This window comes from Flavobacterium sp. (genome assembly GCF_044360715.1).
In the GTDB taxonomy this organism is placed as follows: domain Bacteria; phylum Bacteroidota; class Bacteroidia; order Flavobacteriales; family Flavobacteriaceae; genus Flavobacterium.
Map to the genome: position 1 here is coordinate 16866 of NZ_JBIKJY010000009.1, position 22505 is coordinate 39370.

18 protein-coding genes and 2 tRNA genes are annotated in these 22505 nt (G+C 32.1%); 8 read left to right on the forward strand and 12 right to left on the reverse strand.

Going from position 1 to position 22505, the window contains the following annotated elements:
* Positions 1-131: 131 nt before the first annotated feature.
* Positions 132-1904 carry a signal peptide peptidase SppA gene (gene sppA / locus ACIQ16_RS04545; RefSeq protein WP_396149068.1) on the reverse strand — a complete coding sequence of 591 codons (1773 nt, stop codon included), beginning with the start codon at positions 1902-1904 and terminating at the stop codon, positions 132-134.
* Positions 1905-2077: 173 nt separating this feature from the next.
* Here sppA and folK point away from each other — a divergent pair, with 173 nt between their 5' ends.
* Entirely contained in the window at positions 2078-3211 is a 1134-nt protein-coding gene (gene folK / locus ACIQ16_RS04550; protein ID WP_396149070.1) for a 2-amino-4-hydroxy-6-hydroxymethyldihydropteridine diphosphokinase, read from the forward strand.
* 3 nt (positions 3212-3214) lie between these two features.
* Here folK and ACIQ16_RS04555 read toward each other — a convergent pair whose 3' ends face one another.
* Both ACIQ16_RS04555 and ACIQ16_RS04560 read right to left on the reverse strand, forming a co-directional pair.
* The gene (locus ACIQ16_RS04555; protein ID WP_396149072.1) at positions 3215-5275 is read right to left on the reverse strand and encodes a T9SS type B sorting domain-containing protein; all 2061 of its coding nucleotides are present in this window, start codon (positions 5273-5275) and stop codon (positions 3215-3217) included.
* A gap of 29 nt (positions 5276-5304) precedes the next feature.
* A complete protein-coding gene (locus ACIQ16_RS04560; RefSeq protein WP_396149074.1) occupies positions 5305-5841 on the reverse strand; it encodes an RNA methyltransferase in 537 nt (178 codons plus the stop codon).
* Positions 5842-6266: 425 nt separating this feature from the next.
* Here ACIQ16_RS04560 and mutS point away from each other — a divergent pair, with 425 nt between their 5' ends.
* The 4 genes from mutS (at position 6267) to ACIQ16_RS04580 (ending at position 9673) form a co-directional block, all read left to right on the forward strand.
* Positions 6267-8834 carry a DNA mismatch repair protein MutS gene (gene mutS / locus ACIQ16_RS04565; protein ID WP_396149151.1) on the forward strand — a complete coding sequence of 856 codons (2568 nt, stop codon included), beginning with the start codon at positions 6267-6269 and terminating at the stop codon, positions 8832-8834.
* A 136-nt stretch (positions 8835-8970) separates the two neighbouring features.
* Positions 8971-9043, forward strand: a tRNA-Gly gene (locus tag ACIQ16_RS04570).
* Between the two features lie 104 nt (positions 9044-9147).
* A tRNA-Leu gene (locus tag ACIQ16_RS04575) sits at positions 9148-9233 on the forward strand.
* Positions 9234-9307: 74 nt separating this feature from the next.
* Positions 9308-9673: a DUF1508 domain-containing protein gene (locus ACIQ16_RS04580; RefSeq protein ID WP_396149076.1), complete on the forward strand. Its 366-nt coding sequence runs from the start codon at positions 9308-9310 to the stop codon at positions 9671-9673.
* A gap of 379 nt (positions 9674-10052) precedes the next feature.
* On the opposite strand, the gene ACIQ16_RS04585 is transcribed toward ACIQ16_RS04580, so the two are convergent.
* The 3 genes from ACIQ16_RS04585 to ACIQ16_RS04595 form a co-directional block, all read right to left on the reverse strand.
* Positions 10053-10250, reverse strand: coding sequence for a hypothetical protein (locus ACIQ16_RS04585; RefSeq protein WP_396149078.1), 198 nt, complete (start codon positions 10248-10250; stop codon positions 10053-10055).
* 138 nt (positions 10251-10388) lie between these two features.
* Positions 10389-12554, reverse strand: a complete 2166-nt coding sequence (locus ACIQ16_RS04590) for a S46 family peptidase (RefSeq protein WP_396149080.1) — start codon at positions 12552-12554, stop codon at positions 10389-10391.
* A gap of 66 nt (positions 12555-12620) precedes the next feature.
* A complete protein-coding gene (locus ACIQ16_RS04595) occupies positions 12621-13850 on the reverse strand; it encodes a 3-deoxy-D-manno-octulosonic acid transferase (protein WP_396149082.1) in 1230 nt (409 codons plus the stop codon).
* Positions 13851-13947: 97 nt separating this feature from the next.
* On the opposite strand from ACIQ16_RS04595, the gene ACIQ16_RS04600 reads away from it, so the two are divergent.
* Together ACIQ16_RS04600 and galE are read left to right on the forward strand one after the other, a co-directional pair.
* Positions 13948-15075: a DegT/DnrJ/EryC1/StrS family aminotransferase gene (locus ACIQ16_RS04600; protein WP_396149083.1), complete on the forward strand. Its 1128-nt coding sequence runs from the start codon at positions 13948-13950 to the stop codon at positions 15073-15075.
* A 59-nt stretch (positions 15076-15134) separates the two neighbouring features.
* Positions 15135-16148: a UDP-glucose 4-epimerase GalE gene (gene galE, locus ACIQ16_RS04605; RefSeq protein ID WP_396149085.1), complete on the forward strand. Its 1014-nt coding sequence runs from the start codon at positions 15135-15137 to the stop codon at positions 16146-16148.
* Positions 16149-16309: 161 nt separating this feature from the next.
* Here the strand turns inward: galE and fabD are convergent, their stop codons facing one another.
* Complete coding sequence (gene fabD / locus ACIQ16_RS04610; RefSeq protein ID WP_396149087.1) at positions 16310-17182, reverse strand: ACP S-malonyltransferase; 873 nt, start codon at positions 17180-17182, stop codon at positions 16310-16312.
* Positions 17183-17410: 228 nt separating this feature from the next.
* On the opposite strand from fabD, the gene ACIQ16_RS04615 reads away from it, so the two are divergent.
* Positions 17411-19039 carry a hypothetical protein gene (locus ACIQ16_RS04615; RefSeq protein WP_396149088.1) on the forward strand — a complete coding sequence of 543 codons (1629 nt, stop codon included), beginning with the start codon at positions 17411-17413 and terminating at the stop codon, positions 19037-19039.
* 47 nt (positions 19040-19086) lie between these two features.
* Here ACIQ16_RS04615 and ACIQ16_RS04620 read toward each other — a convergent pair whose 3' ends face one another.
* The 5 genes from ACIQ16_RS04620 to ACIQ16_RS04640 form a co-directional block, all read right to left on the reverse strand.
* Positions 19087-19299 carry a hypothetical protein gene (locus ACIQ16_RS04620; RefSeq protein WP_396149090.1) on the reverse strand — a complete coding sequence of 71 codons (213 nt, stop codon included), beginning with the start codon at positions 19297-19299 and terminating at the stop codon, positions 19087-19089.
* A gap of 128 nt (positions 19300-19427) precedes the next feature.
* Entirely contained in the window at positions 19428-20141 is a 714-nt protein-coding gene (locus ACIQ16_RS04625) for a pirin family protein (RefSeq protein WP_396149092.1), read from the reverse strand.
* Positions 20142-20149: 8 nt separating this feature from the next.
* Entirely contained in the window at positions 20150-20479 is a 330-nt protein-coding gene (locus tag ACIQ16_RS04630) for a DUF6370 family protein (RefSeq protein WP_396149094.1), read from the reverse strand.
* A gap of 15 nt (positions 20480-20494) precedes the next feature.
* The gene (locus tag ACIQ16_RS04635; RefSeq protein WP_396149096.1) at positions 20495-22360 is read right to left on the reverse strand and encodes a U32 family peptidase; all 1866 of its coding nucleotides are present in this window, start codon (positions 22358-22360) and stop codon (positions 20495-20497) included.
* Positions 22361-22504, reverse strand: coding sequence for a hypothetical protein (locus tag ACIQ16_RS04640; RefSeq protein ID WP_396149098.1), 144 nt, complete (start codon positions 22502-22504; stop codon positions 22361-22363).
* Position 22505: the final 1 nt, after the last annotated feature.

Sequence of the window (22505 nt, forward strand, 5' to 3'; positions counted from 1 at the left end):
ATTTTTTTGGGGTTTATTAAAGACTACAAATTTAGTACCAAAGTGAAGAATATAAAACTTTATTCGTGTTAAAAAAAACGCCAAACTAAAAAGAATGACGTTTTTTACTATTTAATATTAAAATTCAACGACTACAAATTCAAATCAAAAGGCAGTAACATTTGTACTCCTTTTCTGTTTTGCATTACTTTTGATTTTTTTAGTAATTTATAATTTTCTTCACCCAATTCTTCTATCATCATAGTTTCTTTAGATTTATAAATACTTGCTCCTGCAAATGCTTCAAAAATCTCATCAAAATCTTTTTTATATTCGGGATAATTCTCTGTTCTATAGCTTTTTGTTTTTCCTAAAGTAGCGGCGTGAGCAATGGCAGCATCTAAATTTCCTAATTTATCTACTAAACCATTATTAATAGCATCTGAACCTGTCCAAACTCTACCTTGTGCAATGGCATCTACTTGATTAAATGTCATTTTTCTTCCAGCTGCCACACGATTTACAAATGTTTTATAGATACGATCTACACCTTCTAATGCTATCGTTTTGTATTCTTCTGAAATTGGTTCGAAAATACTATACCCAACTGCATTTTTATGCGTTTGTACTTGTTCTGCATTTACGCCATATTTTGTAGCGAAACCGTGTACATTTGGCAACATTCCAAACACACCAATTGAACCCGTAATTGTTGTGGGTTCAGCAAAAATAGTATTGGCATTACAAGCTATATAATAGCCGCCAGAAGCTGCTAAATTACCCATAGAAACCACAACAGGTTTTACTTTTTTAGTCAATTCAATTTCTCTCCAAATTAAATCGGAAACCAAAGCGCTTCCGCCCGGACTATCCACTCGAAGTACCACTGCTTTTACATCATCATCTTCTCTTGCTTCTTTTAACGAACGGTTGATAGACAATTCACCAATATAATCTACATCGCCTTCTCCGCCATTAATTTCGCCTTGAGCATAAATTACAGCAATAATATCATCTTTTGTATAATCTTCTGATTTTAAAGACGTAGTTGCCACATAATCCGTAATTGAAACTGACTCAATTTCTTCGTCTTTCGCTACTTTCAATTTAGATTTTAAAGCATCGTTAAACTCATCTTCATAAGCTACTTTATCAATTAATTTTTGTTCCAATGCCATTTCTGGAGTTCTTGCTAATAAATCTGTAGCAATCGCATTTAATTGAGTTACTGAAACGTTTCTGCTTTTTGCAATGTCTGAAACTATATTATCCCATACAGATTGAAGTAAAACCGTTACTTGTTCTCTATTTTCTTTACTAATTTCTTGCGCTAAAAACGGTTCTACAGCACTTTTAAATTTTCCGTGACGAATAATTTCCATTTTCAAACCCGTTTGATCTTGGAAATTTTTATAAAATAACATTTCAGTTCCTAATCCTTTAAAGTCCATTTCTCCTGAAGGATTTAAATAAATAGCATCTGCAACAGAACTAATGTAATATTCTTTTTGAGAAAAAACAGTTGCGTAAGCCATTACAAACTTCTTCGATTTTTTAAAATCTTCCAGTTTATCTCTTAACTCTTTACTTTGAGCCAAACCTAAATTCGATTCATTATTTACGAGTGTGATACCTTTAATTTTATCATCGCTTTTTGCAGCATCAATTGCATTTAAGACTTCAATGAAACCTACTTTATCTTTATCTAAAAATAGACTGCTAAACGGACTATCCGAATCATATTTACCCGAATAATCAAAATTAATTTTCGATAAATCTAACTGAATTACCGAATTGTCTTTTACTTTCACTTCATCTTCTCCACTACCAACTAAAGCGCCAAGCCCTATTAGGAAGAAAAAACTTAATAAAACAAACAAAAATAATCCTACAATTGTTGCAAATACATTCTTAAAAAAACTCATAATTAATCATATTATTTACACATTTGTAGTAATTTATATCAAAATGTTACAGGAATATTAAAAAAAATCATATTTAAAAATATTCGGCTTTTGTAGAATAAAAATGTAAAATTGTTTGTTAATTTGTTGAAATAAAAAAACACTGGTAAAAGTCAGATTTGTTTTTACAAAATATGAAGTCACAAAACACAATACTACTTTCTTTAGGGACAAATATGGGGCACAAATTAGAAAATTTGGAGACCTGTATTATGGCTATACACAACACAATTGCTACAGTTGTTGAAGTTTCAAAAGTATACGAAACACCTGCTTGGGGATTTGAAGGTGATGTGTTTTATAATTGTGCGATTACAATTCATTCTCATAAATCAGCGCAAAAAATACTAAGTAAGATTATTCAATTAGAAAAAAAATTAGGTCGAATTAGAACTAATACAGAACAATATGAGTCAAGAAATATAGATATTGATATTATTTCCTTTAACGATGAAATTATTGAAACTGAAAATTTGATGATTCCACATATTCAGTTACAAAACAGAAAATTTGTTTTGTTTCCCATGAATGATATTGCCCCAAAATGGAAACATCCAAAGCTAAACAAAACCATTTCTGAATTGCTTATTTCTTGTGAAGACACTTCTGAAATTAAAGAAGTTGGAACATTACAAAACCCAACACTTAATTTAGGATTAAAACAGCTAAACTATATTGCTATTGAAGGCAATATTGGTGCAGGAAAAACTACATTAGCCACTAAAATAGCTGAAGATTGTAATGGTAAACCTATTTTAGAACGATTTGCTGACAATCCGTTTTTACCAAAATTTTACAAAGATCAAAACCGTTATGCCTTTCCTTTAGAAATGTCTTTCTTGGCAGATAGATACCAACAATTATCCGATGATTTGGCACAATTTGATTTGTTTAAAGATTTTATAGTTGCCGATTATCATATTTTTAAATCGCAGATATTTGCAAAAGTTACTTTGCAGGAAGATGAATTTCGTTTATACAAAACGATGTTTGATATTATGTATAAAGAAATGCCTAAACCAGATTTATATATTTATTTATATCAAAATACCGACCGGTTATTAGCCAATATAAAAAAACGTGGTAGAAGCTATGAACAAGATATTTCTTCTAATTACTTAGAAAAAATAAACCAAGGATATTTAGAATATATAAAATCGCAAAACGATATTAATGCTTTAATTATAGATATTTCTGAATTGGATTTTGTAAAAAACCAAGAAGATTACATTTATATTTTAAATGAAATTCAGAATAAAATACACTAATAATTATCTTTTTAGTGTGAAATGACCCTTTACTTCTGAAGTATTATTCCCCAAATTAGCCACAAACCAATAATCTGAAGAAGGAACGCTTTCTCCATTTAATCTTCCATCCCAATGCGGATTTTTAGTAGTTAAAACTGTAATTAGTTGTCCATACCTATCGAAAATTGCAATTCTTGCATCTGGAAATAAGTGCATCCCATTTATTTTCCAATAATCGTTAAATCCATCCGCATTTGGTGTAAAAAACTTCGGATAATCAATCACCACAAAATCTTCATAATCGTAACCACAATTTGTTCCTATTTCTTTAACATAACAAGTATAAACTCCACCTACAATAAAATTGAAAATTGGAGAACTTTGAAAATGGATATTATCTAAAGAATATTCATAAATTCCTGTTCCTGTTATACTTATTTCGGCAGTTAATCCTTCCACTTTTATAAAAGTAATTTCTGGTGCCGTATTTTCAATGACGGTAAAATTCTTTGTTAAATTGCAATTTAGAGGTGTCGTTATTACAACAGAATACGTTCCCGCTGATCCAACAGCACAATTTTCAGTAGTTGCTCCTGTAGACCATAAATAAGAGCTCCCTGAAATTCCAGATTGAAGTGTAACAGAGGTGTTCTCACAAAAAATAACTGTTTCATCAACCAAGGTTGGGGCTGGCACAACCTGAACTGGAATTGCCACTCTGTTTGATACACAACCATTATTTATAGCTTCAATATAATAACTAGTTGAAGCACTTAAGATAGGTGTAGTAAAAGAAGTTCCTATAAAAATTGAGATCGAACTTGTATTGGAATCGTACCAATTAATAACCCCTAATGAAGTATTCGCTTGCAGGATGGTATTTGTATTTTGACAAACAGGATTTGGAGTTGTAAAACCAATTACTGGCACGGGCTTAATTGTAGCAGTAACTTGCACTCTATTTCCTAAAGTACACCCTACCGGAAAAGCATCTACATAATAATCAGTAGTAGCATTCAATAAAGGAATAGTATAAGAGTTCCCAGTATAAATTGGTGTGCCTCCAGTTGGTGCTGTGTACCAATTAATATTTCCAATATTTGATGTAGCTTGTAAAGTTATGGCGCCACTTCCACATCTTGAAGCACTTGTTACATTTGTAATAACTGGAATAGTGATGATTGAAGTTGTAGAAATTTGTAAAACAGGATCTCCAGGCATACCACCATATTCTACAATATATCCTTTAGGTTGATAATTACCGCTTGAGTCACCAACATTACTTATATCATTCCACGAACCAGGTTGCCCTACGCCCGGTGCTGTTACGTGAGCGTAATCTTCTTCACCTTGGTTGTTGGGTTCGTTTGCATTCCAAAAGGCAAAAGTTGGCGAACTACCATTTACAGCGCCATTCCAAAATGTAGTGCCTAATTCTGGACCTGTAACCCATTTCCAAACCCCTTCATTCGCTTCATCTGAACCACCAATCCATCCTGCTCCAGATGCTTGAACACCAGATATTTGGACTTCATCTGTTGAAGTAATAGTCGCCAAATAACCTTGTAAACCATAATAAGTTGAAGCAGCAGCTGCATTTTTCGCATTTGTCCAACTTATACCAGTATTTGAAATATATTGATAATAATGTCCTGTAGATTCTAAATAATTAGCTTGTCCGACTGTAATTGAAAAAATACGTTGTCCGCTTGGATTAACCGCTGAATTTGTAAAAACCACCGATTCAATAGCGGCTTTAAATTGCAAATAAGTAGGATCACCACTTACGCCACTTAAAGTTAGTTTCCCTTCTGTAGCATTCCAAGAAGAAATTATCGTGGGATGAATTCCGGTTAGAGTTAAAACGTCTTGTCCTAAAACATAACCAGAAGAAATTTGAATGTACATAGCCGCAATTCCAACATCATCAGGATCTGTAATTGAAATATTTGTAACAATTGGCAAAGAAGTTTGAGGACAATATATTTGATTTCCAGTTGCTTGTAATACAGGTGCTGCATTTTGTGCAACTGCAGTAGAAAATAAAAAAATCGTAATAAATGATGAAATAATTTTAATCATCTTTCAAAGGTACAATAAGAAAATAAAAATTATTTATTTTTTAACAATTTTTGAAATAAATCCCAAATTACAATTCCAGCACTAACTGAAATATTTAATGAATGTTTACTTCCCAATTGTGGAATTTCTATAACACCATCAGAAATATTAATAGCTTCTTGTGAAACACCTTTGACTTCATTACCAAAAATTAATGCATATTTTGTTTCAGATTTTGGTTGAAAATCATCTAACATAATTGCATTTTCGGTTTGTTCTATAGCATAAATTTTGATGTTTTCCGATTTTAATTTAGCTATAACTTCTAATACATCTTTCGAGTATTCCCAAGTTACTGTATCTGTTGCGCCCAAAGCCGTTTTATGAATCTCCTTATTTGGTGGAACAGCCGTAATACCACATAAATATATTTTTTCAATCAAAAATGCATCTGAAGTTCTAAAAACTGAACCAATATTATGCAGACTTCTAATATCGTCTAACACAATAATTAATGGTGTTTTTTTTGCTTCAGCAAATGCTTCTTTACTGATTCGATTTAATTCGGCGTTGGCTAATTTTCTCATCTTACAAAAGTAATAATAATGTTCAGTTTTTCAATATGTCAATTTGCCAATTTTGAAAAAGCTATACAGATTTAAAAGGTGAAACGGATTTTTGACATACTTGTTTTTCAACGCAGATTGGAGAAATTTCTAAAATTTATCTAATTTTTTAAATCTGTGTTCCAAACTTTTCAAATTGGTACACAGATTTGACGGATGAAACGGATTTTTGATATACTTTTTTAAAACACCGATTGGAGAAATTTCTAAAATTTATATAATTTTTTAAATCTGTGTTACAAACTTTTCAACTTAAAATTGAATTTTGAGATTCTAATTGCTATTGAATTTTGAATTTACTAACTTCGCCTTCACTAAATTTTTACGTTGTGGCTAAGAAATCAGCATCCGAAATAAAAGATTCTACTCCAAAAGTATCTCCTTTAATGCAGCAATACAATACCATTAAGGCAAAATATCCTGATGCCTGTTTGTTGTTTCGTGTTGGCGATTTTTATGAAACATTTGGAGAAGATGCCATTCGAGCTTCGAGAATTTTAGGCATTACCTTAACCAAACGTGGAAATGGAAGTGAAAGTGAAACCGCTTTAGCAGGATTTCCGCATCATTCTATTAATACGTATTTACCAAAATTAGTCAAAGCGGGACTACGAGTTGCCATTTGTGATCAATTGGAAGATCCAAAAATGACAAAAACTATAGTAAAACGTGGCGTTACCGAATTAGTAACTCCAGGAGTTTCTTTTAACGATGATATTTTACAATCGAAATCTAATAATTTTTTAGCAGCTGTATTTTTAGGTAAAAAAACCAATGGTATTACCTTTTTGGACGTTTCAACTGGCGAATTTTTAACGGCTGAAGGAAACGAAGAATACATTGACAAATTATTACAAAATTTCAGACCAAGTGAAGTCTTAGTTTCAAAACAACAAAAAGCAGATTTTAAACAGCATTTTGGAGAAGATTTTCACGTATTTTACTTAGAAGATTGGATTTATAAAGAAGATTTTGCTTTTGAAAGCTTAACCAAACATTTTCAAACGAATTCATTAAAAGGTTTTGGTATAGATGATTTCAATGAGGCTGTGATTTCTTCAGGTGCGATTTTATATTATCTATCAGAAACGCAACACAATAAAATTCAACATATTACAAACATTCAACGAATTGCAGAAGACGCTTATGTTTGGATGGACAAATTCACAATTCGTAATTTAGAATTATATCATAGTTACAATCCTAATGCGGTAACTTTAATTGATGTAATTGACAAAACACTTTCGCCAATGGGTTCAAGATTATTAAAACGTTGGTTGGCATTGCCTCTAAAAGACATCAATAAAATTAAAGGCCGACACGAAGTAGTGGCGTATTTAAAAGAAAATTCAGAAGAATTACACCAAATTCAATATCAGATAAAACAAATTTCCGATTTAGAGCGCTTAATTTCAAAAGTAGCTACTGGAAAAGTTTCCCCAAGAGAAGTCATTCATTTAAAAGATTCGTTAGATGCTATTATTCCGATTAAAACGTTGGCGTTGCAATCTAAAAACGAAGCCTTAAAAACCATTGGCGATAGTTTGCATTCTTGCGAATTGTTAAGAGAAAAAATTGGAACAACTTTAAATCCTGATGCGCCAGTAGCCATTAACAAAGGAAATGCAATTGCAGTTGGAGTAAACACAGAATTAGATGAATTACGAACCATTTCATCAACAGGAAAAGGCTATTTAGAAGCGTTGGAAAAACGCGAAAGTGAGAGTACAGGAATTCCTTCCTTAAAAATATCGTTTAATAATGTTTTCGGATATTATATTGAAGTACGAAATACGCATAAAGACAAAGTGCCTTCGGAATGGATTAGAAAGCAAACATTAGTAAATGCAGAACGATATATTACAGAAGAATTAAAAGAATACGAATCGAAAATTTTAGGTGCAGAAGATAAAATTTCGCAACTTGAAAGTATGCTGTACGAACAATTGGTCAATTGGATGGCTACATATATCAAACCCGTTCAGTTAAATGCCGCATTAATCGCTCAAATAGATTGTTTACAAAGTTTTGCACAAATGGCAGTTGAAAATAAATATGTGCAACCTGAAATAGATGAATCATTTGATTTAGAAATTAAAGATGGAAGACATCCTGTTATTGAAAAACAACTTCCGGTAGGAACGCCTTACATTTCAAATGATGTTTTTTTAGATAGAGAAACCCAGCAATTAATTATGATTACTGGACCAAATATGTCCGGAAAATCAGCAATTTTACGACAAACGGCTTTAATTGTTTTACTTGCACAAATGGGAAGTTTTGTTCCTGCAGTACAAGTAAGAATGGGAGTTGTGGATAAAATTTTTACGCGTGTAGGCGCAAGTGATAACATTTCGATGGGAGAATCTACTTTTATGGTAGAAATGAATGAAACGGCTTCTATTTTGAATAATATTTCCGATAGAAGTTTGGTGTTGTTAGACGAGATTGGAAGAGGAACCTCAACCTATGACGGTATTTCAATTGCTTGGGCTATTGCCGAATATTTACACGAACACCCAAGTAAAGCTAAAACACTTTTCGCTACGCATTATCACGAGTTAAATGAAATGGAAGCGATTTTTGCGCGTGTCCAAAATTTCAACGTTTCTGTAAAGGAATTAAAAGATACCGTCTTATTTATTAGAAAATTAGTCAAAGGAGGAAGTGAACATAGTTTTGGTATACACGTAGCAAAAATGGCTGGAATGCCACAAACTGTGATTCAAAAAGCACAAAAAATATTAATAAAATTAGAGAAAGACCATTCTGGAGAAGCCCTAAACGGAATTAAAGCCGAAAAAGAGGAATTGCAATTGAGTTTTTTCAATTTAGATGATCCATTATTAGAAGATCTTAAAGAAGAAATTATGAATATTGATATCAATACGTTAACACCAGTTGAAGCATTAATGAAACTCAATGAGATAAAAAGAATGTTAACAAAAAAATAAAATTAATATAACTTTTTAACTTTCAAATCATTAAAAAAAAGATTACATATTTTTAGTGAAAGTTCTTGCAAGAATAAAAATATGTACTATATTTGCACTCGCATTACGAAAGAAATGCGCACGTTCCTTAAAAATTGCGAAAATAGCTCAGCTGGTAGAGCGCGACCTTGCCAAGGTCGAGGTCGCGGGTTCGAGCCCCGTTTTTCGCTCAAAAATAAAAATACCAATTATTGTGTTTACACAATATAATGCTTGAGAATAACTTTAATTAATTTTTTCTAAAAATTAGCTAAAAAATTCAAAAAGCAGATATGCTTGAGTGGTGGAATTGGTAGACACGCTGGACTTAAAATCCAGTGGGTAGTAATGCCCGTGCGGGTTCAAGTCCCGCCTTGAGTACTAAAAGCTTCAAACTATGTTTGGAGCTTTTTTTGTTTAAAATAATATTAAACTATTATTATATCTTATATAAAATGGCAACTTTTGTAATAAGCAAAAAACCCAGCGGACATTACAAATACGAATTAACTTCTCGTAGAGGAAAAACCATTTTTATTAGCAATGCTTTTGAATTAAGATTTGAATGTGAAGAAGAAATTGAAATACTAAAAAAATCAATAGAACAGTTATTTTTTATGCGATTTCGTTCGCCTGCAGGTAAGTTTTACTTTAAAATCATTTTAAAAAATAAAGAAGTTGCTGTTAGCAGAAAGTATTCTACCCAGCTAATGTTAGAAAAAGGCATCAATGAAATTTTAAAATACGGTGCAAAAGCAGAATATTTAGATTTTTCAAAATCACTTGATCTTTTTCCGCCAGCTGAAGATGTTTTTGGATAACTTATAGTTATTTCGCAGAGATTCACAAAGAAACACAGAGATTCGCAAAGTATTTCAACCAATCAACTTTTTACAACGTTTGATAGCCTGAAAGGGTCTCGCGTAACGTTATCCACTAAAAAGAGATGCTTTCAGCAAGACAAAAACGGGCGTAAATAATTCGGAAAATATAACATCCCACAACGTTTGTCACCCTGAAAGGGTCTCACACAATCTAATTCACGTATCAGTAGTAAAAGAGATGCTTTCAGCTGGACAAGTATGCGTTTATAAATTTTTTTTATCAAACAAGCACTCGCTCCATTTCGTTCACTTTTGAGCAAAAAAAATCCCGACTAAGTCGGGATTGATTTCTTTTCGAAAAGAAGATCAAATATTATTATTTAACTTCTTCAGTTTTTGTAGCAGCGCTATCTGTTTTCACAGCAGCAGTATCAGCTACAACAGCAGTAGTATCAGCTACAACAGCAGTAGTATCTACAGCAGTAGAGTCAGCAGCTGGAGTTTCTTCAGCTTTTTTGTTACAAGAAACTAATACAGCAGCAACGAATGCTAAACTTAAAACAACTTTTTTCATCTTAATTTTGTTATAAAGGTTAATTATTTATGAAGCAAAGATATAAAAAAAATTAAATGTCAAATACTTTTTTTAATTTTTTTTAAAATATTTTTCAATTCTTGCGCAATTCATACAGTATATCTCATAAAACAAAACTTATTTTCCTTTATTTTTCGGTGTATTCGGCTGATTATAAATGATTTTCATTTCTTCAATCAAATTTTTAGCACCAGCATATTTATCTATAATAAATAGAATGTATCGTGTATCTACCATAATATTTCTACAAATTTCTGGAGAATAATACACATCGCTCATTGTTCCTTCCCAAACACGGTCAAAATTTAGTCCAATTAGGTTTCCATTGGCATCTAAAGCTGGACTTCCAGAATTTCCTCCTGTAGTATGATTTGTAGCAATAAAAGCCACTGGCATTTTACCATTATCAGCATATTTACCATAATCTTTAGTATTATACAAATCGATTAATTTTTGCGGCACGTCAAATTCATAATCTCCAGGAACATATTTTTCCATCACACCATCTAAATACGTAACCGGTGAATACACAACTGCATCGCTTGGTTTGTAACCTTTTACTTTTCCGTAGGTTACACGCAAAGTAGAATTTGCATCCGGGAAAATTCTCGCCGAATTTGGACTTAACTCTAAAATGGCTTTCATATAAGTGCGTTGTGTAGCCATATTTTTCAAGTTAATCTCATCATATTTTGATGCCACATTTTTGTTATATGCTTCTGCAAGCGTTTTCACAAAAGCAAATCCTTTATCTTGATTTAATCGTTCTAAAACCGATTTGGCATCTCCAGATAATACTTCTTTTAAACCAGCATAAGAAGTTAACTTAGATGAATTAAAAATTTCAGATGCTAATTGAGTCGCATCAATTCCTTTTACACTTTCTGGCAAAAATTGTTGTGGCGATTTTTTACTATAAATAGCAATTAATTTTTCGAATACTTTTTCATCAACTTGAGCATTAAAATCTTTATATAAAGGTTCAAATGCTTCAATTAAATTCTTTTTTCTATCATTAAATGCTTGTTCACCTTTTGAATTATACACTTGCTCTAATTGAAACAAACGGTAGCCAAAAGATAAAATTTCGGTATTTCTTAAAACTACTTCGGTATAATAATCTCTTGCAATAGCATACTCTTTAATAGCAGCGTAATTTGTTGCGAAATCAGATAATAAATTTCCATATTCTGCTTGTTTTCCAGCTTTGATAATTTTATCTGTTAAGTCTTTTTCAAAAACTTGCTTTGCACCTACTGCATTGGCTTTAATTAATCCTTTGCGCTCTCCTATCCATTTTTTCCAATAATTGGCTACTCCGGCATATTTAGAAGCATATTGAATTTTAATCGCTTGGTCTTTTCTCATAAAACCATCTTGAACTTTTAAAGCCGCATCACGAACTTCAATTCGAGCTGGGTTTAAATCGTTTACCATTTGCTCCACAGCAAAAGACGGTAAATATTCTGTAGTTCTTCCAGGATAACCCATTACCATTGTAAAATCATTTTCAGCGATTCCTTTTGCAGAAACCGGGAAAAAATGTTTAGGTGTATATGGCACATTGTCTTTTGAATACGCTGCTGGACGATTGTTTTTATCTGCATAAACTCTGAATAAAGAAAAATCTCCCGTATGACGCGGCCAAACCCAATTGTCAGTATCCGAACCGAATTTTCCAATAGAACTTGGCGGCGCACCTACTAATCTAATGTCTTTGAAGTTTTCTGTAACGAATAATAAATATTGATTTCCATCATAAAAAGATCGTACTAAAACATCTTGCCAAGCTTCTCTTACATACGATTTGTTCAATGCCGCAATATTTTCTTGAATTTTCTTTTGCTTTTCTGCTTCAGAAGTTAAAGTCGCAACACCTTCAAATACTTTTGGGGTTACATCATCAATTTTCACAATAAATGTAACTACCACTCCAGGATTTGGAAGTTCTTCTTCCATTTTATACGCCCAAAATCCGTTAGCTAAATAATCGTGTTCCACTGTAGAATGATTTTGTATGTTGTCATATCCACAATGATGATTGGTTAACAACAAGCCTTTTGAAGAAATCATTTCTGCTGTACAACCGCCATCAAATTGAGGAACAGCATCTTTTAAAGATGATTTATTTATAGAATAAATTTGTTCTGCTGTAAGTTTAGAACCTAAAGCTTTCATTTCGTTCTCGTTCATACCTTGCAACAAAGATGGAATCCACATACCACCTTGTTGGGCTTGAGATTGAACAATAAATAATACTAAAAATAATTTTAAAAATTTCATAGGATAATAGTTTAATGCTTGCAAGTTAATATAATTAGTAAAATTGTGTCAATTTTTAATATTTTATTAAGAGATGTTATTCAATATTTGTTCCGTAGCACCCTTATTCATTTGAACAAATGTACTACAAATGTGCCCTTTTTCTAATCGTTCTTCCTCGTTTTGTAATAACAAGTTAAACGCATCATTTAATTCTGATTGATTTTTTATTGAAACACAACCTTTTAAACCAACTAAAGCTATCGCTTCTGAAAAGTGGGAATAATTAGGACCAATAACAATTGGAATTCCAAAAGTAGCTGGTTCTAAAAGATTATGCACACCTGGATTTCCAAAACCACCTCCAACATAGGCAATATCTGCATAAGAATAAATCTTAGTTAAAATTCCGATTGTATCGATGACAAAAACATTGAAACTGGATAAATCAAAATTACTTTTTTCTGAAAATAAAAGGGAAGATTTTGTTATTTGTGATTTGATATTTGTTATTTGCTCCGCTTTGATATTATGCGGTGCAATTATAAATTTTACATTATCCGCCGCTTGATTAATGAAATTCACCAATAACTCTTCATCTTTTGGCCAACTACTGCCAATTACAATTGTAGTTTGATTGTTTTTAAATTGTTCGATAAAATCTAACGTATTGTCTTTTTCTAAAATCGCCACTACCCTATCAAAACGGGTGTCGCCAGAAATTTTAACGTTTTCAAAACCTATAGATTGTAATAATAGTTTAGAAGATTCATTTTGTACAAAAAAATAGGTAAATGTTTTCAGCGCTTTTCTATAAAATCCACCATACCACTTAAAAAATGCTTGATTTTCTCTAAAAATTCCGGAGATTAAATAGGTGTTAATATTTTGATTTTTTAGTTGCTTAAGATAATTCGGCCAAAATTCGTACTTGATAAAAAATACCATTTCTGGATGCACTACTTTTAAAAATTGTTTAGCGTTAGAAATCATATCCAAAGGCAAATATACCGTAACATCTCCAACGGTATTATTTTTTCGAACTTCATATCCCGAAGGCGAAAAAAATGTAATTATTATTTTATGATTTGGATACTTTTGTTTTACTTTTTCAATAACTGGCAAGCCTTGTTCGTATTCTCCCAAAGATGCTGCGTGAAACCAAATTGTTTTATCAAATTCTTGAATATTATTTTTCAAAGTTTCAAAAACAGATTTTCTTCCTTCTACAAACAAGTTTAATTTTGGACTAAAAAGCGCCAAAATCTTTAAAAGCTGCGAAGCAAAAAGAAGTATAAAGTTATAAATAAATGACATAGTACTAATTTATGTCGCTAAATTACGTTTCTTTTATGTAACACAAAAAATGTAAGCAGAATTTCTTACTTTTGCTTGACTTAATTAGATTAGGAAGATGAAAAAATTACAAATGGTTGACTTAAAAAGTCAATACGAAAAAATAAAAGACGAAGTAAACGCGTCTATTCAAGAGGTTTTAGACAACAACACCTATATAAATGGTCCTTTAGTTCATCAATTTCAGGCTGATTTAGAAAAATATTTAGGCGCAAAACACGTAATTCCTTGTGCGAACGGAACAGATGCGCTTCAAATTGCGATGATGGGATTGGGTTTACAACCCGGCGATGAAGTCATAACTGCTGATTTTACCTTCGCAGCAACCGTTGAAGTTATTGCTTTATTGCAATTAACTCCAGTTTTGGTGGATGTAGATATGAATAATATGAATATTTCTTTAGAAGGTATTCGTAAAGCGATTACTCCAAAAACCAAAGCCATTGTTCCTGTACATTTATTTGGTCGTGCTGCGAATATGGATGCTATTATGGAAATTGCCAACGCACATAATTTATATGTAATTGAAGATAATGCTCAAGCAATTGGAGCGGATTACACCTCAAAAGATGGTTCTAAAAAGAAAGTAGGAACCATTGGGCACGTAGCTGCTACTTCTTTTTTTCCATCTAAAAACTTAGGTTGTTACGGCGATGGTGGTGCGATTTATACAAACGATGACAATTTAGCACACATTATTAGAGGAATTGTAAATCACGGAATGTATGAAAGATATCATCACGATGTTGTTGGAGTAAATTCTCGTTTAGATAGTATTCAAGCAGGCGTTTTAAAAGCAAAATTACCACATTTAGATACGTATAACAAAGCGCGTCAAGATGCCGCGAGAAAATATTCACTTGCATTAGGTGTAAATAAAAATATCGTAGCGCCAACTATTTGCGAAAGTTGCGATTGTCACGTATTTCATCAATATGTAATTCGTATTACCAATGGAAAACGCGATGGATTATTAGCGCATTTACAAGAAAAAGGTATTCCTTGTGCTATTTATTATCCAATTCCATTACATAGTCAGAAAGCGTATGCTGATGTTCGCTATAAAGAAGAAGATTTTCCAGTAACCAATCAGTTGTGTAAAGAAGTCATCGCTTTACCAATGCATACGGAATTAGACGATGAACAAATTAAATTTATTACCGATACGGTTTTAGAATACGTTTAAATTAGCTTTCAGTTTATGCAGCTGTGAGCTGTGAGCTGTTAGCCATAAGCTAAAAAAATATGAAAATAGTAGTAACAGGTGGTTTAGGTTTTATTGGATCACATACCGTTGTAGAATTACAAAATGAAGGTTTTGATGTAATTATAATTGATAATTTATCAAATTCTTCTATTGAAGTTTTAGATGGAATTGAACGCATTACGGGGAAAAAACCAATTTTTGAAAATATCGATTTACGAGAAAAAGCGGCTGTTCAAAATTTCTTTGCAACACATACTGATATTTCTGGAGTAATTCATTTTGCAGCAAGTAAAGCCGTAGGTGAAAGTGTTGAAAATCCGTTATTATATTACGAAAATAATATAAGTGCTTTAATTTATGTGCTGCAAGAACTTACTAAATTAACGTCTGCAAATTTTATTTTTAGTTCATCATGTACGGTTTACGGTCAAGCCGAAAAAATGCCGATTACAGAAGATGCACCAATTCAAACTGCTATGTCGCCTTACGGAAATACAAAGCAAATAGGTGAAGAAATCATTACTGATACTTCAAAAGTAAGTGCATTAAATGCTATTTTACTACGTTATTTTAATCCAATTGGTGCCCATCAATCGACCGAAATTGGCGAATTACCTTTAGGTGTGCCTCAAAATTTAGTGCCATTTATTACACAAACCGCTATGGGATTACGAAAAGAACTTTCCGTTTACGGAAATGATTATCCCACAACTGACGGAACAGCAGTTAGAGATTATATTCATGTAGTAGATTTAGCAAAAGCACACGTTATCGCTATGCAGCGTTTATTGAATAAAAAAAATATAGATTCAGTAGAAACTTTTAATTTAGGAACTGGAAAAGGAAGTTCGGTTTTAGAAGTCATTCAATCTTTTGAAAAAGTTTCTGGTCAAAAACTAAATTATAAAATTGTTGGGCGTCGTGAAGGCGATATTACAGAAGCGTATGCCAATACAGATAAAGCAAATCGTATTTTGGGATGGAAAGCCGCATCAAGTTTAGATGATAGTTTGGCAAGTGCTTGGAAATGGGAACAGAAAATTAGAAGTTAGATAGCCAATTTTATAAAATTTCGAACCAAAAACCCGATTTAAAATTAATATTTTCCTAAGTAATTGTAAGAAGAAATGAAAACTTTTAAACCATTAAGAAATTAAGTTTCATTTAGACTTAATTCCCTTAATTTCTTAATGGTTTATTATCTAAATTACAATTAAGCCGAAATAGTTTCTACTTCTCTATCAATTTTATTTACCAATCCAACCAATACTTTTCCCGGTCCAACTTCTGTAAAACTTGAACCGCCATCAGCAATCATTTGTTGAACAGATTGCGTCCATTTTACTGGTGCTGTTAATTGAATAATTAAATTTTTCTTAATTTCATTAGGGTCAGAAACCGCATTTGCTGTTACATTTTGATATACTGGACAAATAGGTTGAGAAAATTCTGTAGCTTCAATCGCTGCAGCTAATTCTTCTCTTGCAGGTTCCATCATTGGTGAGTGGAAAGCTCCTCCAACAGGTAAAATTAATGCGCGTTTGGCTCCAGCTTCTTTCATTTTTTCGCAAGCTACTTCTACTGCTTTATATTCGCCTGAAATTACCAATTGCCCTGGACAATTATAATTTGCCGCTACTACAACGCCATCAATAGAAGCACAAATGTCTTCAACAATTTTATCTTCTAAATTTAATACAGCCGCCATAGTCGATGGTGTAATTTCACAAGCTTTTTGCATCGCCAAAGCTCTTTTAGAAACTAATAAAAGTGCGTCTTCAAAAGATAAAGCACCATTGGCAACTAACGCAGAAAATTCACCTAATGAATGACCCGCAACCATTTCTGGTTTAAAATTATCTAAGGTTTTTGCTAAAATTACCGAATGTAAAAAAACCGCTGGTTGTGTCACCTTGGTTTCTTTTAACTCTTCTGCGGTTCCTTCAAACATAATATCTGTAATTCGGAAACCTAAAATATCGTTCGCTTTTTCAAATAATTCTTTTGCTACTGCTGATGATTCATATAAATCTTTACCCATACCGGTAAATTGCGCGCCTTGACCTGGAAAAATGTATGCTTTCATATTTATTTGTTTCAAGTTTATTATGCTACGTAAAACACATAGACACATAGTTTATAGTTTAATTTTAAATAGTATACAAGAACACATAGCTAAGATTTATTTATTGATTTAGAAACTAATCGATTTAAAATCTATGTGCCTATGTGTTTAAAAAAAACAAAAATACTTATTTTGTAACAATCTTATCAAATTAATGACTAATATTTACAACATCTAAATTAAAATGAAATGAAAAAAATTCTTCCAATAGTATTAGTGCTACTAGTAACGCTTTTCTTTTTTTATGTAACACTTCCTGTGATAAGTTATGGCTTTTCAGGAATAACTGTTTTATTTATAATAATCGCAGCTTTGTTATTTTTTACTTTTTCTAAATTCACAATTAGTTCAGATGGAAAAAGTTATAAACCAGTTCAGGTTTTTTGGAAGATTCCAGCTTTATTAATTGGTATTGCAATTATATATTCATTTGTATTGCCTTTTTTTACATCGCACCCTGTTTTTAGAAGTGAAGAGTATAGAAACTTGATAGGAAAAGTAACAAATGGCGATAAATTGACCAATCATATAGCTCCAATTTCTATGAATGAAATTCGAGTTGTAGATGAATCTTTAGCGTATTTATTAGGCGAAAAAATATTAGGAAGTCAACCCGCATTGGGAAGTCAAGCACATTTAGGTGAATTTTTCATTCAAAAAGTAAACGGAAAATTATATTGGATTGCCCCATTAGAACATTCTGGTTTTTTTAAATGGCTGAATAACAAAAAAGGAACAACAGGATATGTTATGGTTTCTGCTACGAATGAAAGAGATGTGAAATTAGTTCAAGAAGTAAATGGAAAACCCATTTTTCTAAAATACCAACAAGAAGCCTATTTTCAAAGTAATTTACATCGCTATTTATATTTCAATGGCTACAATACTGTTGGTTTGACTGATTTTTCTTTTGAAATTGATGATGCAGGAATGCCTTTTTGGGTAGTTACTAAATACAAAAAACAAGTGGGCTTTTCTGGAAATGATGCCACAGGCGTTGTTGTGGTAAATGCACAAAACGGAGATATTAAAGAATACGGCATTAAAAATACTCCAGCTTGGGTAGATAGAATTCAACCTATATCTTTTATTAAAGACCAATTAAATGATTGGGGTGAATACGTAAAAGGATATTGGAATTTTTCTAATGAAAACAAGCTTCAAATTACGGAAGATTTAACGTTAGTATACGGAAAAGACAATAAATCATATTGGTATACGGGAATTACTTCGGTAGGAAAAGACGAATCTGCTGTGGGATTTGTTTTAGTTGACACTCGAACTAAACAAACCACATTTTACAAACAAAGTGGCGCTACTGAAATTGCAGCTCAAAGTTCAGCACAAGGAAAAGTACAAGAAAAAGGATTTGTGGCTTCGTTGCCTATTCCGTATAATATCAACAACATTCCGACTTATGTAATGACGTTAAAAGACAATGGTGGATTAGTAAAAATGTATGCTATGGTTTCTATTTCAGATTATACAATTGTTGGAACTGGAAACACCATGCGTGAAGCTTTAACAGCATACAAAACAGCATTTAATTCATCTGGAAATAAAATAAATTTAGATAGTAAATCGGCTAAAAAAGTTGTAGAATCAACTATTATTAGAATTCAAAACGATGTTAAAAACGGAAATAGTTTTTATTATTTTACCGTAAAAGATTATCCAAATATTTTTGTTGGTTCTTCACAAATATCTAATCAATTACCATTAACTGTTGTTGGTGATAAGGTAAAAATTTCGTTTGATTTAGATACTGAAGAAATTATTGATGTTTCACAATTTGAGAATTTAAATTTGAAAAAATAAAATCAAAAAGGGAAGTTTCTAAATTGAAATTTCCCTTTTTTAATCTTTTATCTATGAAGCCACTCTCCTAAAAGCTTTCTTAATAAAGGAAGCAAAATAAAAACCATTAACGGAACTAAAATTCCTGTCATCAATAATGTTTTAAAAGGCAAAGGCCAACTTTTTATTGTATCTCCAATTATATAGCTAACTAAAGTTATTGTTGGATAAATGGCTAACCATACGATGATTGCAAATTTCCATTTAGGTGGTTGTTTCATTGTGTTTCTATTGGTAATTTATTGGATTTTTTAAAATACATAGAAACAAAGAAAATTTTATTTTTCCACATAGCTATGTAACTTTATATCATGCAAATTTTTCTATGTGCCTATATGTTTTATTTTTATTATTCCATTGGAATTTCCATTAATAAAAACTTCGCATCAGTTGTGGCTGTAAATTCCAAATTTTTAAAATTCCAAATTCCAAATCCATCTCGGGTTTCTAATTCTTGACCATTCACCGTAATTGTTCCTGAAATTACAAACACATACATTCCATTTCCTTCTTTTTTTATTTCGTACGTTTTAGAAAAATCTTTGTCGAAATCAGCTAAGTGAAACCAAGCGTCTTGATGAATCCAAACGCCTTCATCATCAGCATTTGGTGATAAAATTTGAGCGAAATTATTTTTTTGCTCCGTTACATCTAAAGTAATTTGTTGGTAACGAGGTGTTACGTTTCTCGTTTTTGGGAACAACCAAATTTGAAATAATTTTGTTTGTAAATCAGCATTCGGATTGAACTCACTGTGTTGAATTCCGGTTCCGGCACTCATAACTTGGACATCGCCCGTTTTAATAACCGATTCATTTCCCATACTGTCTTTATGTGCCAAATCACCTTCTAAAGGAATGGTAATAATTTCCATATTGTCGTGTGGATGCGTGCCAAAACCCATTCCGGCAGCTATTGTATCATCATTTAAAACGCGTAGCATTCCAAATTGAACTCTTTCTGGATTATACCAGCTTGCAAAACTGAAACTATGATAAGCGTTTAGCCAACCGTGATTGGCGTGACCTCTTGTATTTGCTTTATGTAAAACTGTATTTTCCATAGATTTTTCTATAATTTAGGTTGCTGAATGGGCATTAATTTAAAATACGTTGCAATAAATCTATTATCTTTTATTTCTCCAACAACTTCTGCCTTTCTAATGCAGGTACAAAATCCATCTTTGGCATGGGCATCGCCATGAGAATCAATTGAAGTCCCTTTTACAAAATAAGATTTACCTTCAATTCTTACAGCTAAATCACAACCTTTTTCTTCCATTCCAAATTGACATTGGCCACAGGATGCTTCTACAATTTGAATTTTCGAAGTTTCATTTTTTTCTTGTGCGAAAATAATTGCGCTGTTACATATCAATAAAAATAATAGTATTTTTTTCATAGTTAGAGTATTAAATTAATCTTCGTCTTCAATTTCAAATTCGGCATCTTTTTCCCAAATTTCCATTTCGCAAGGTTTGCAATTGAATTTTAGTTTGTATTCTAATTCGCCTTGTTTTAAAACCAATGGTTCTTTTACTTTTTTATCTCGATGTTCTGGGTGGTATTTCGGGCAGCGTTCCAATTCGTATTTAATACAATATTTGGTAGTCATTACGCGCGATTTTCCTGGATCCCATTGTAATTCGAATGCTTTTTCAATTTCAGTTACTCCGTGACGTTCGTAGAATTTTCGAGCCGTTTTATTGGAAACATTGTACATAAAATCCAATTTAGTTTCTGGATAAGGATGTGATGTTTTTACCATTTGATGCTCCTTTCGAACATAATTATTTAAACGAATTTCCGATAACTGTTCGAAAACCATTCTTCGCATTTCGTTAATTTTTGATATCGGCAGAAACCAATTTTGAGAAAATTCAATCGTAATTTCATCCGCATTATACGGGGTAAAACCTGTTTTTGCTAAATTAACTTTGAAATTTTCTGCTATAGATTCGTTATTCTTAGTAAGCTCTTTTGGATGTGCTAAAGTAGCAATACTTGCATTTCCATCTTCATCAGTAGCAATTAATTCGAAACCTGATTCGTTTTCTTTTAGTACTAAAATTGTGCTTATTTTTCTAATCGCACTGTCTTCTCTTTCTACAATTTTGATGAAAGCGGCGTCGTTATTTCTGTAAATAAACGTTCCGTCTGCAATTTCTTTTAAAACGTTTGGATAAACGATTCCGTTTTCCACTTTATTTACATAGATACCTTCCGCTTCATTATCAGAATTAATAAAACACAATCCGTCACCATTATTTAGGAAATGTCCGTTTTCAATTTCGTACGAATTGCCAATTGTTTTTATTAGTTTCCCTATATATTGTCCTTTCGATTTTGGACTTTCCCAAGAACCTATGGATTGATGTCTTTCATTTACAAAATAGTCGGTATACCCACGGTTAAAGGTTCTATCAAGTGAAGAATCGAATGAATACGTGCATTTTCCTGAAGATGCTTTTGTGTATTTATCGTTGTTTTCTGCTAAAAAAGCATCTAATTTTTGTCGTAAATAGGAAACATTGTTTTTCACATATACGATATCTTTCAAACGACCTTCAATTTTAAACGAACTAATTCCGGCTTCAACTAAATTTGGAATTTGATTGGAAACATCAAAATCTTTAATCGAAAGTAAATGACTGTTTTTGATTAAAGTGTCGCCATTTCCGTCAATTAAATTATAAGGTAAACGGCAATTTTGCGCACAAGAGCCTCTATTTGCTGAACGTTCACCGTTTGCCACACTCATATAACAATTTCCGCTAAACGAAACACATAAGGCACCCGTTACGAAAAACTCTAATTCTACATCAGAAGCTTCACTGATTTCTTTGATTTGACTTAAATTTAATTCTCTTGCTAAAACGACACGTTTTATTCCGGCATCGGCTAAGAATTTAATTTTATCTGCATCCCGATTATTGGCTTGTGTGCTTGCGTGAAGTACAATCGGAGGCAATTCCATTTCCATAATCGCCATATCTTGAATAATCAAGGCATCGACATTTATTTGATACAATTTCCAAATCATTTGACGACAAGATTCTAATTCATTATCGTACAAAATGGTATTAATAACCACAAAAACCTGAGCGTTAAATAAGTGTGCGTATTTTACTAATTCGGCAACATCTTCAATGGAATTGGTAGCATTTGAACGAGCGCCGTATAGTGGAGCTCCAATATAAACGGCATCTGCGCCTGCATTGATAGCAGCTATTCCTTGAATTAAATTTTTTGCGGGCGCTAAAATTTCAATCTTCTTCTTCATTTATGAAAGTTGTATTTTTTGTATATCTGAAGTAATAATTGTTGGTGTTTTTACTTCACATCTTCTGGGACCACAACCTAATCTTCTTGGACCACAAGAAGTCAAACCCAAACAACCTATCACAATTAGAATTATTTTTTTCATT

What these genes read in the sequence shown, in the direction of transcription:
- folK (WP_396149070.1), top strand. Translation starts at nt 2,078, where the DNA reads ATGAAGTCACAAAACACAATACTACTTTCTTTAGGGACAAATATGGGG.
- mutS (WP_396149151.1), top strand. Translation starts at nt 6,267, where the DNA reads ATGCAGCAATACAATACCATTAAGGCAAAATATCCTGATGCCTGTTTG.
- ACIQ16_RS04560 (WP_396149074.1), bottom strand. Translation starts at nt 5,841, where the DNA reads ATGAGAAAATTAGCCAACGCCGAATTAAATCGAATCAGTAAAGAAGCA.
- ACIQ16_RS04590 (WP_396149080.1), bottom strand. Translation starts at nt 12,554, where the DNA reads ATGAAATTTTTAAAATTATTTTTAGTATTATTTATTGTTCAATCTCAA.
- ACIQ16_RS04595 (WP_396149082.1), bottom strand. Translation starts at nt 13,850, where the DNA reads ATGTCATTTATTTATAACTTTATACTTCTTTTTGCTTCGCAGCTTTTA.
- ACIQ16_RS04620 (WP_396149090.1), bottom strand. Translation starts at nt 19,299, where the DNA reads ATGAAACAACCACCTAAATGGAAATTTGCAATCATCGTATGGTTAGCC.
- ACIQ16_RS04625 (WP_396149092.1), bottom strand. Translation starts at nt 20,141, where the DNA reads ATGGAAAATACAGTTTTACATAAAGCAAATACAAGAGGTCACGCCAAT.
- ACIQ16_RS04640 (WP_396149098.1), bottom strand. Translation starts at nt 22,504, where the DNA reads ATGAAAAAAATAATTCTAATTGTGATAGGTTGTTTGGGTTTGACTTCT.
- ACIQ16_RS04635 (WP_396149096.1), bottom strand. Translation starts at nt 22,360, where the DNA reads ATGAAGAAGAAGATTGAAATTTTAGCGCCCGCAAAAAATTTAATTCAA.
- ACIQ16_RS04615 (WP_396149088.1), top strand. Translation starts at nt 17,411, where the DNA reads ATGAAAAAAATTCTTCCAATAGTATTAGTGCTACTAGTAACGCTTTTC.
- ACIQ16_RS04585 (WP_396149078.1), bottom strand. Translation starts at nt 10,250, where the DNA reads ATGAAAAAAGTTGTTTTAAGTTTAGCATTCGTTGCTGCTGTATTAGTT.
- galE (WP_396149085.1), top strand. Translation starts at nt 15,135, where the DNA reads ATGAAAATAGTAGTAACAGGTGGTTTAGGTTTTATTGGATCACATACC.
- ACIQ16_RS04555 (WP_396149072.1), bottom strand. Translation starts at nt 5,275, where the DNA reads ATGATTAAAATTATTTCATCATTTATTACGATTTTTTTATTTTCTACT.
- fabD (WP_396149087.1), bottom strand. Translation starts at nt 17,182, where the DNA reads ATGAAAGCATACATTTTTCCAGGTCAAGGCGCGCAATTTACCGGTATG.
- ACIQ16_RS04580 (WP_396149076.1), top strand. Translation starts at nt 9,308, where the DNA reads ATGGCAACTTTTGTAATAAGCAAAAAACCCAGCGGACATTACAAATAC.
- sppA (WP_396149068.1), bottom strand. Translation starts at nt 1,904, where the DNA reads ATGAGTTTTTTTAAGAATGTATTTGCAACAATTGTAGGATTATTTTTG.
- ACIQ16_RS04600 (WP_396149083.1), top strand. Translation starts at nt 13,948, where the DNA reads ATGAAAAAATTACAAATGGTTGACTTAAAAAGTCAATACGAAAAAATA.
- ACIQ16_RS04630 (WP_396149094.1), bottom strand. Translation starts at nt 20,479, where the DNA reads ATGAAAAAAATACTATTATTTTTATTGATATGTAACAGCGCAATTATT.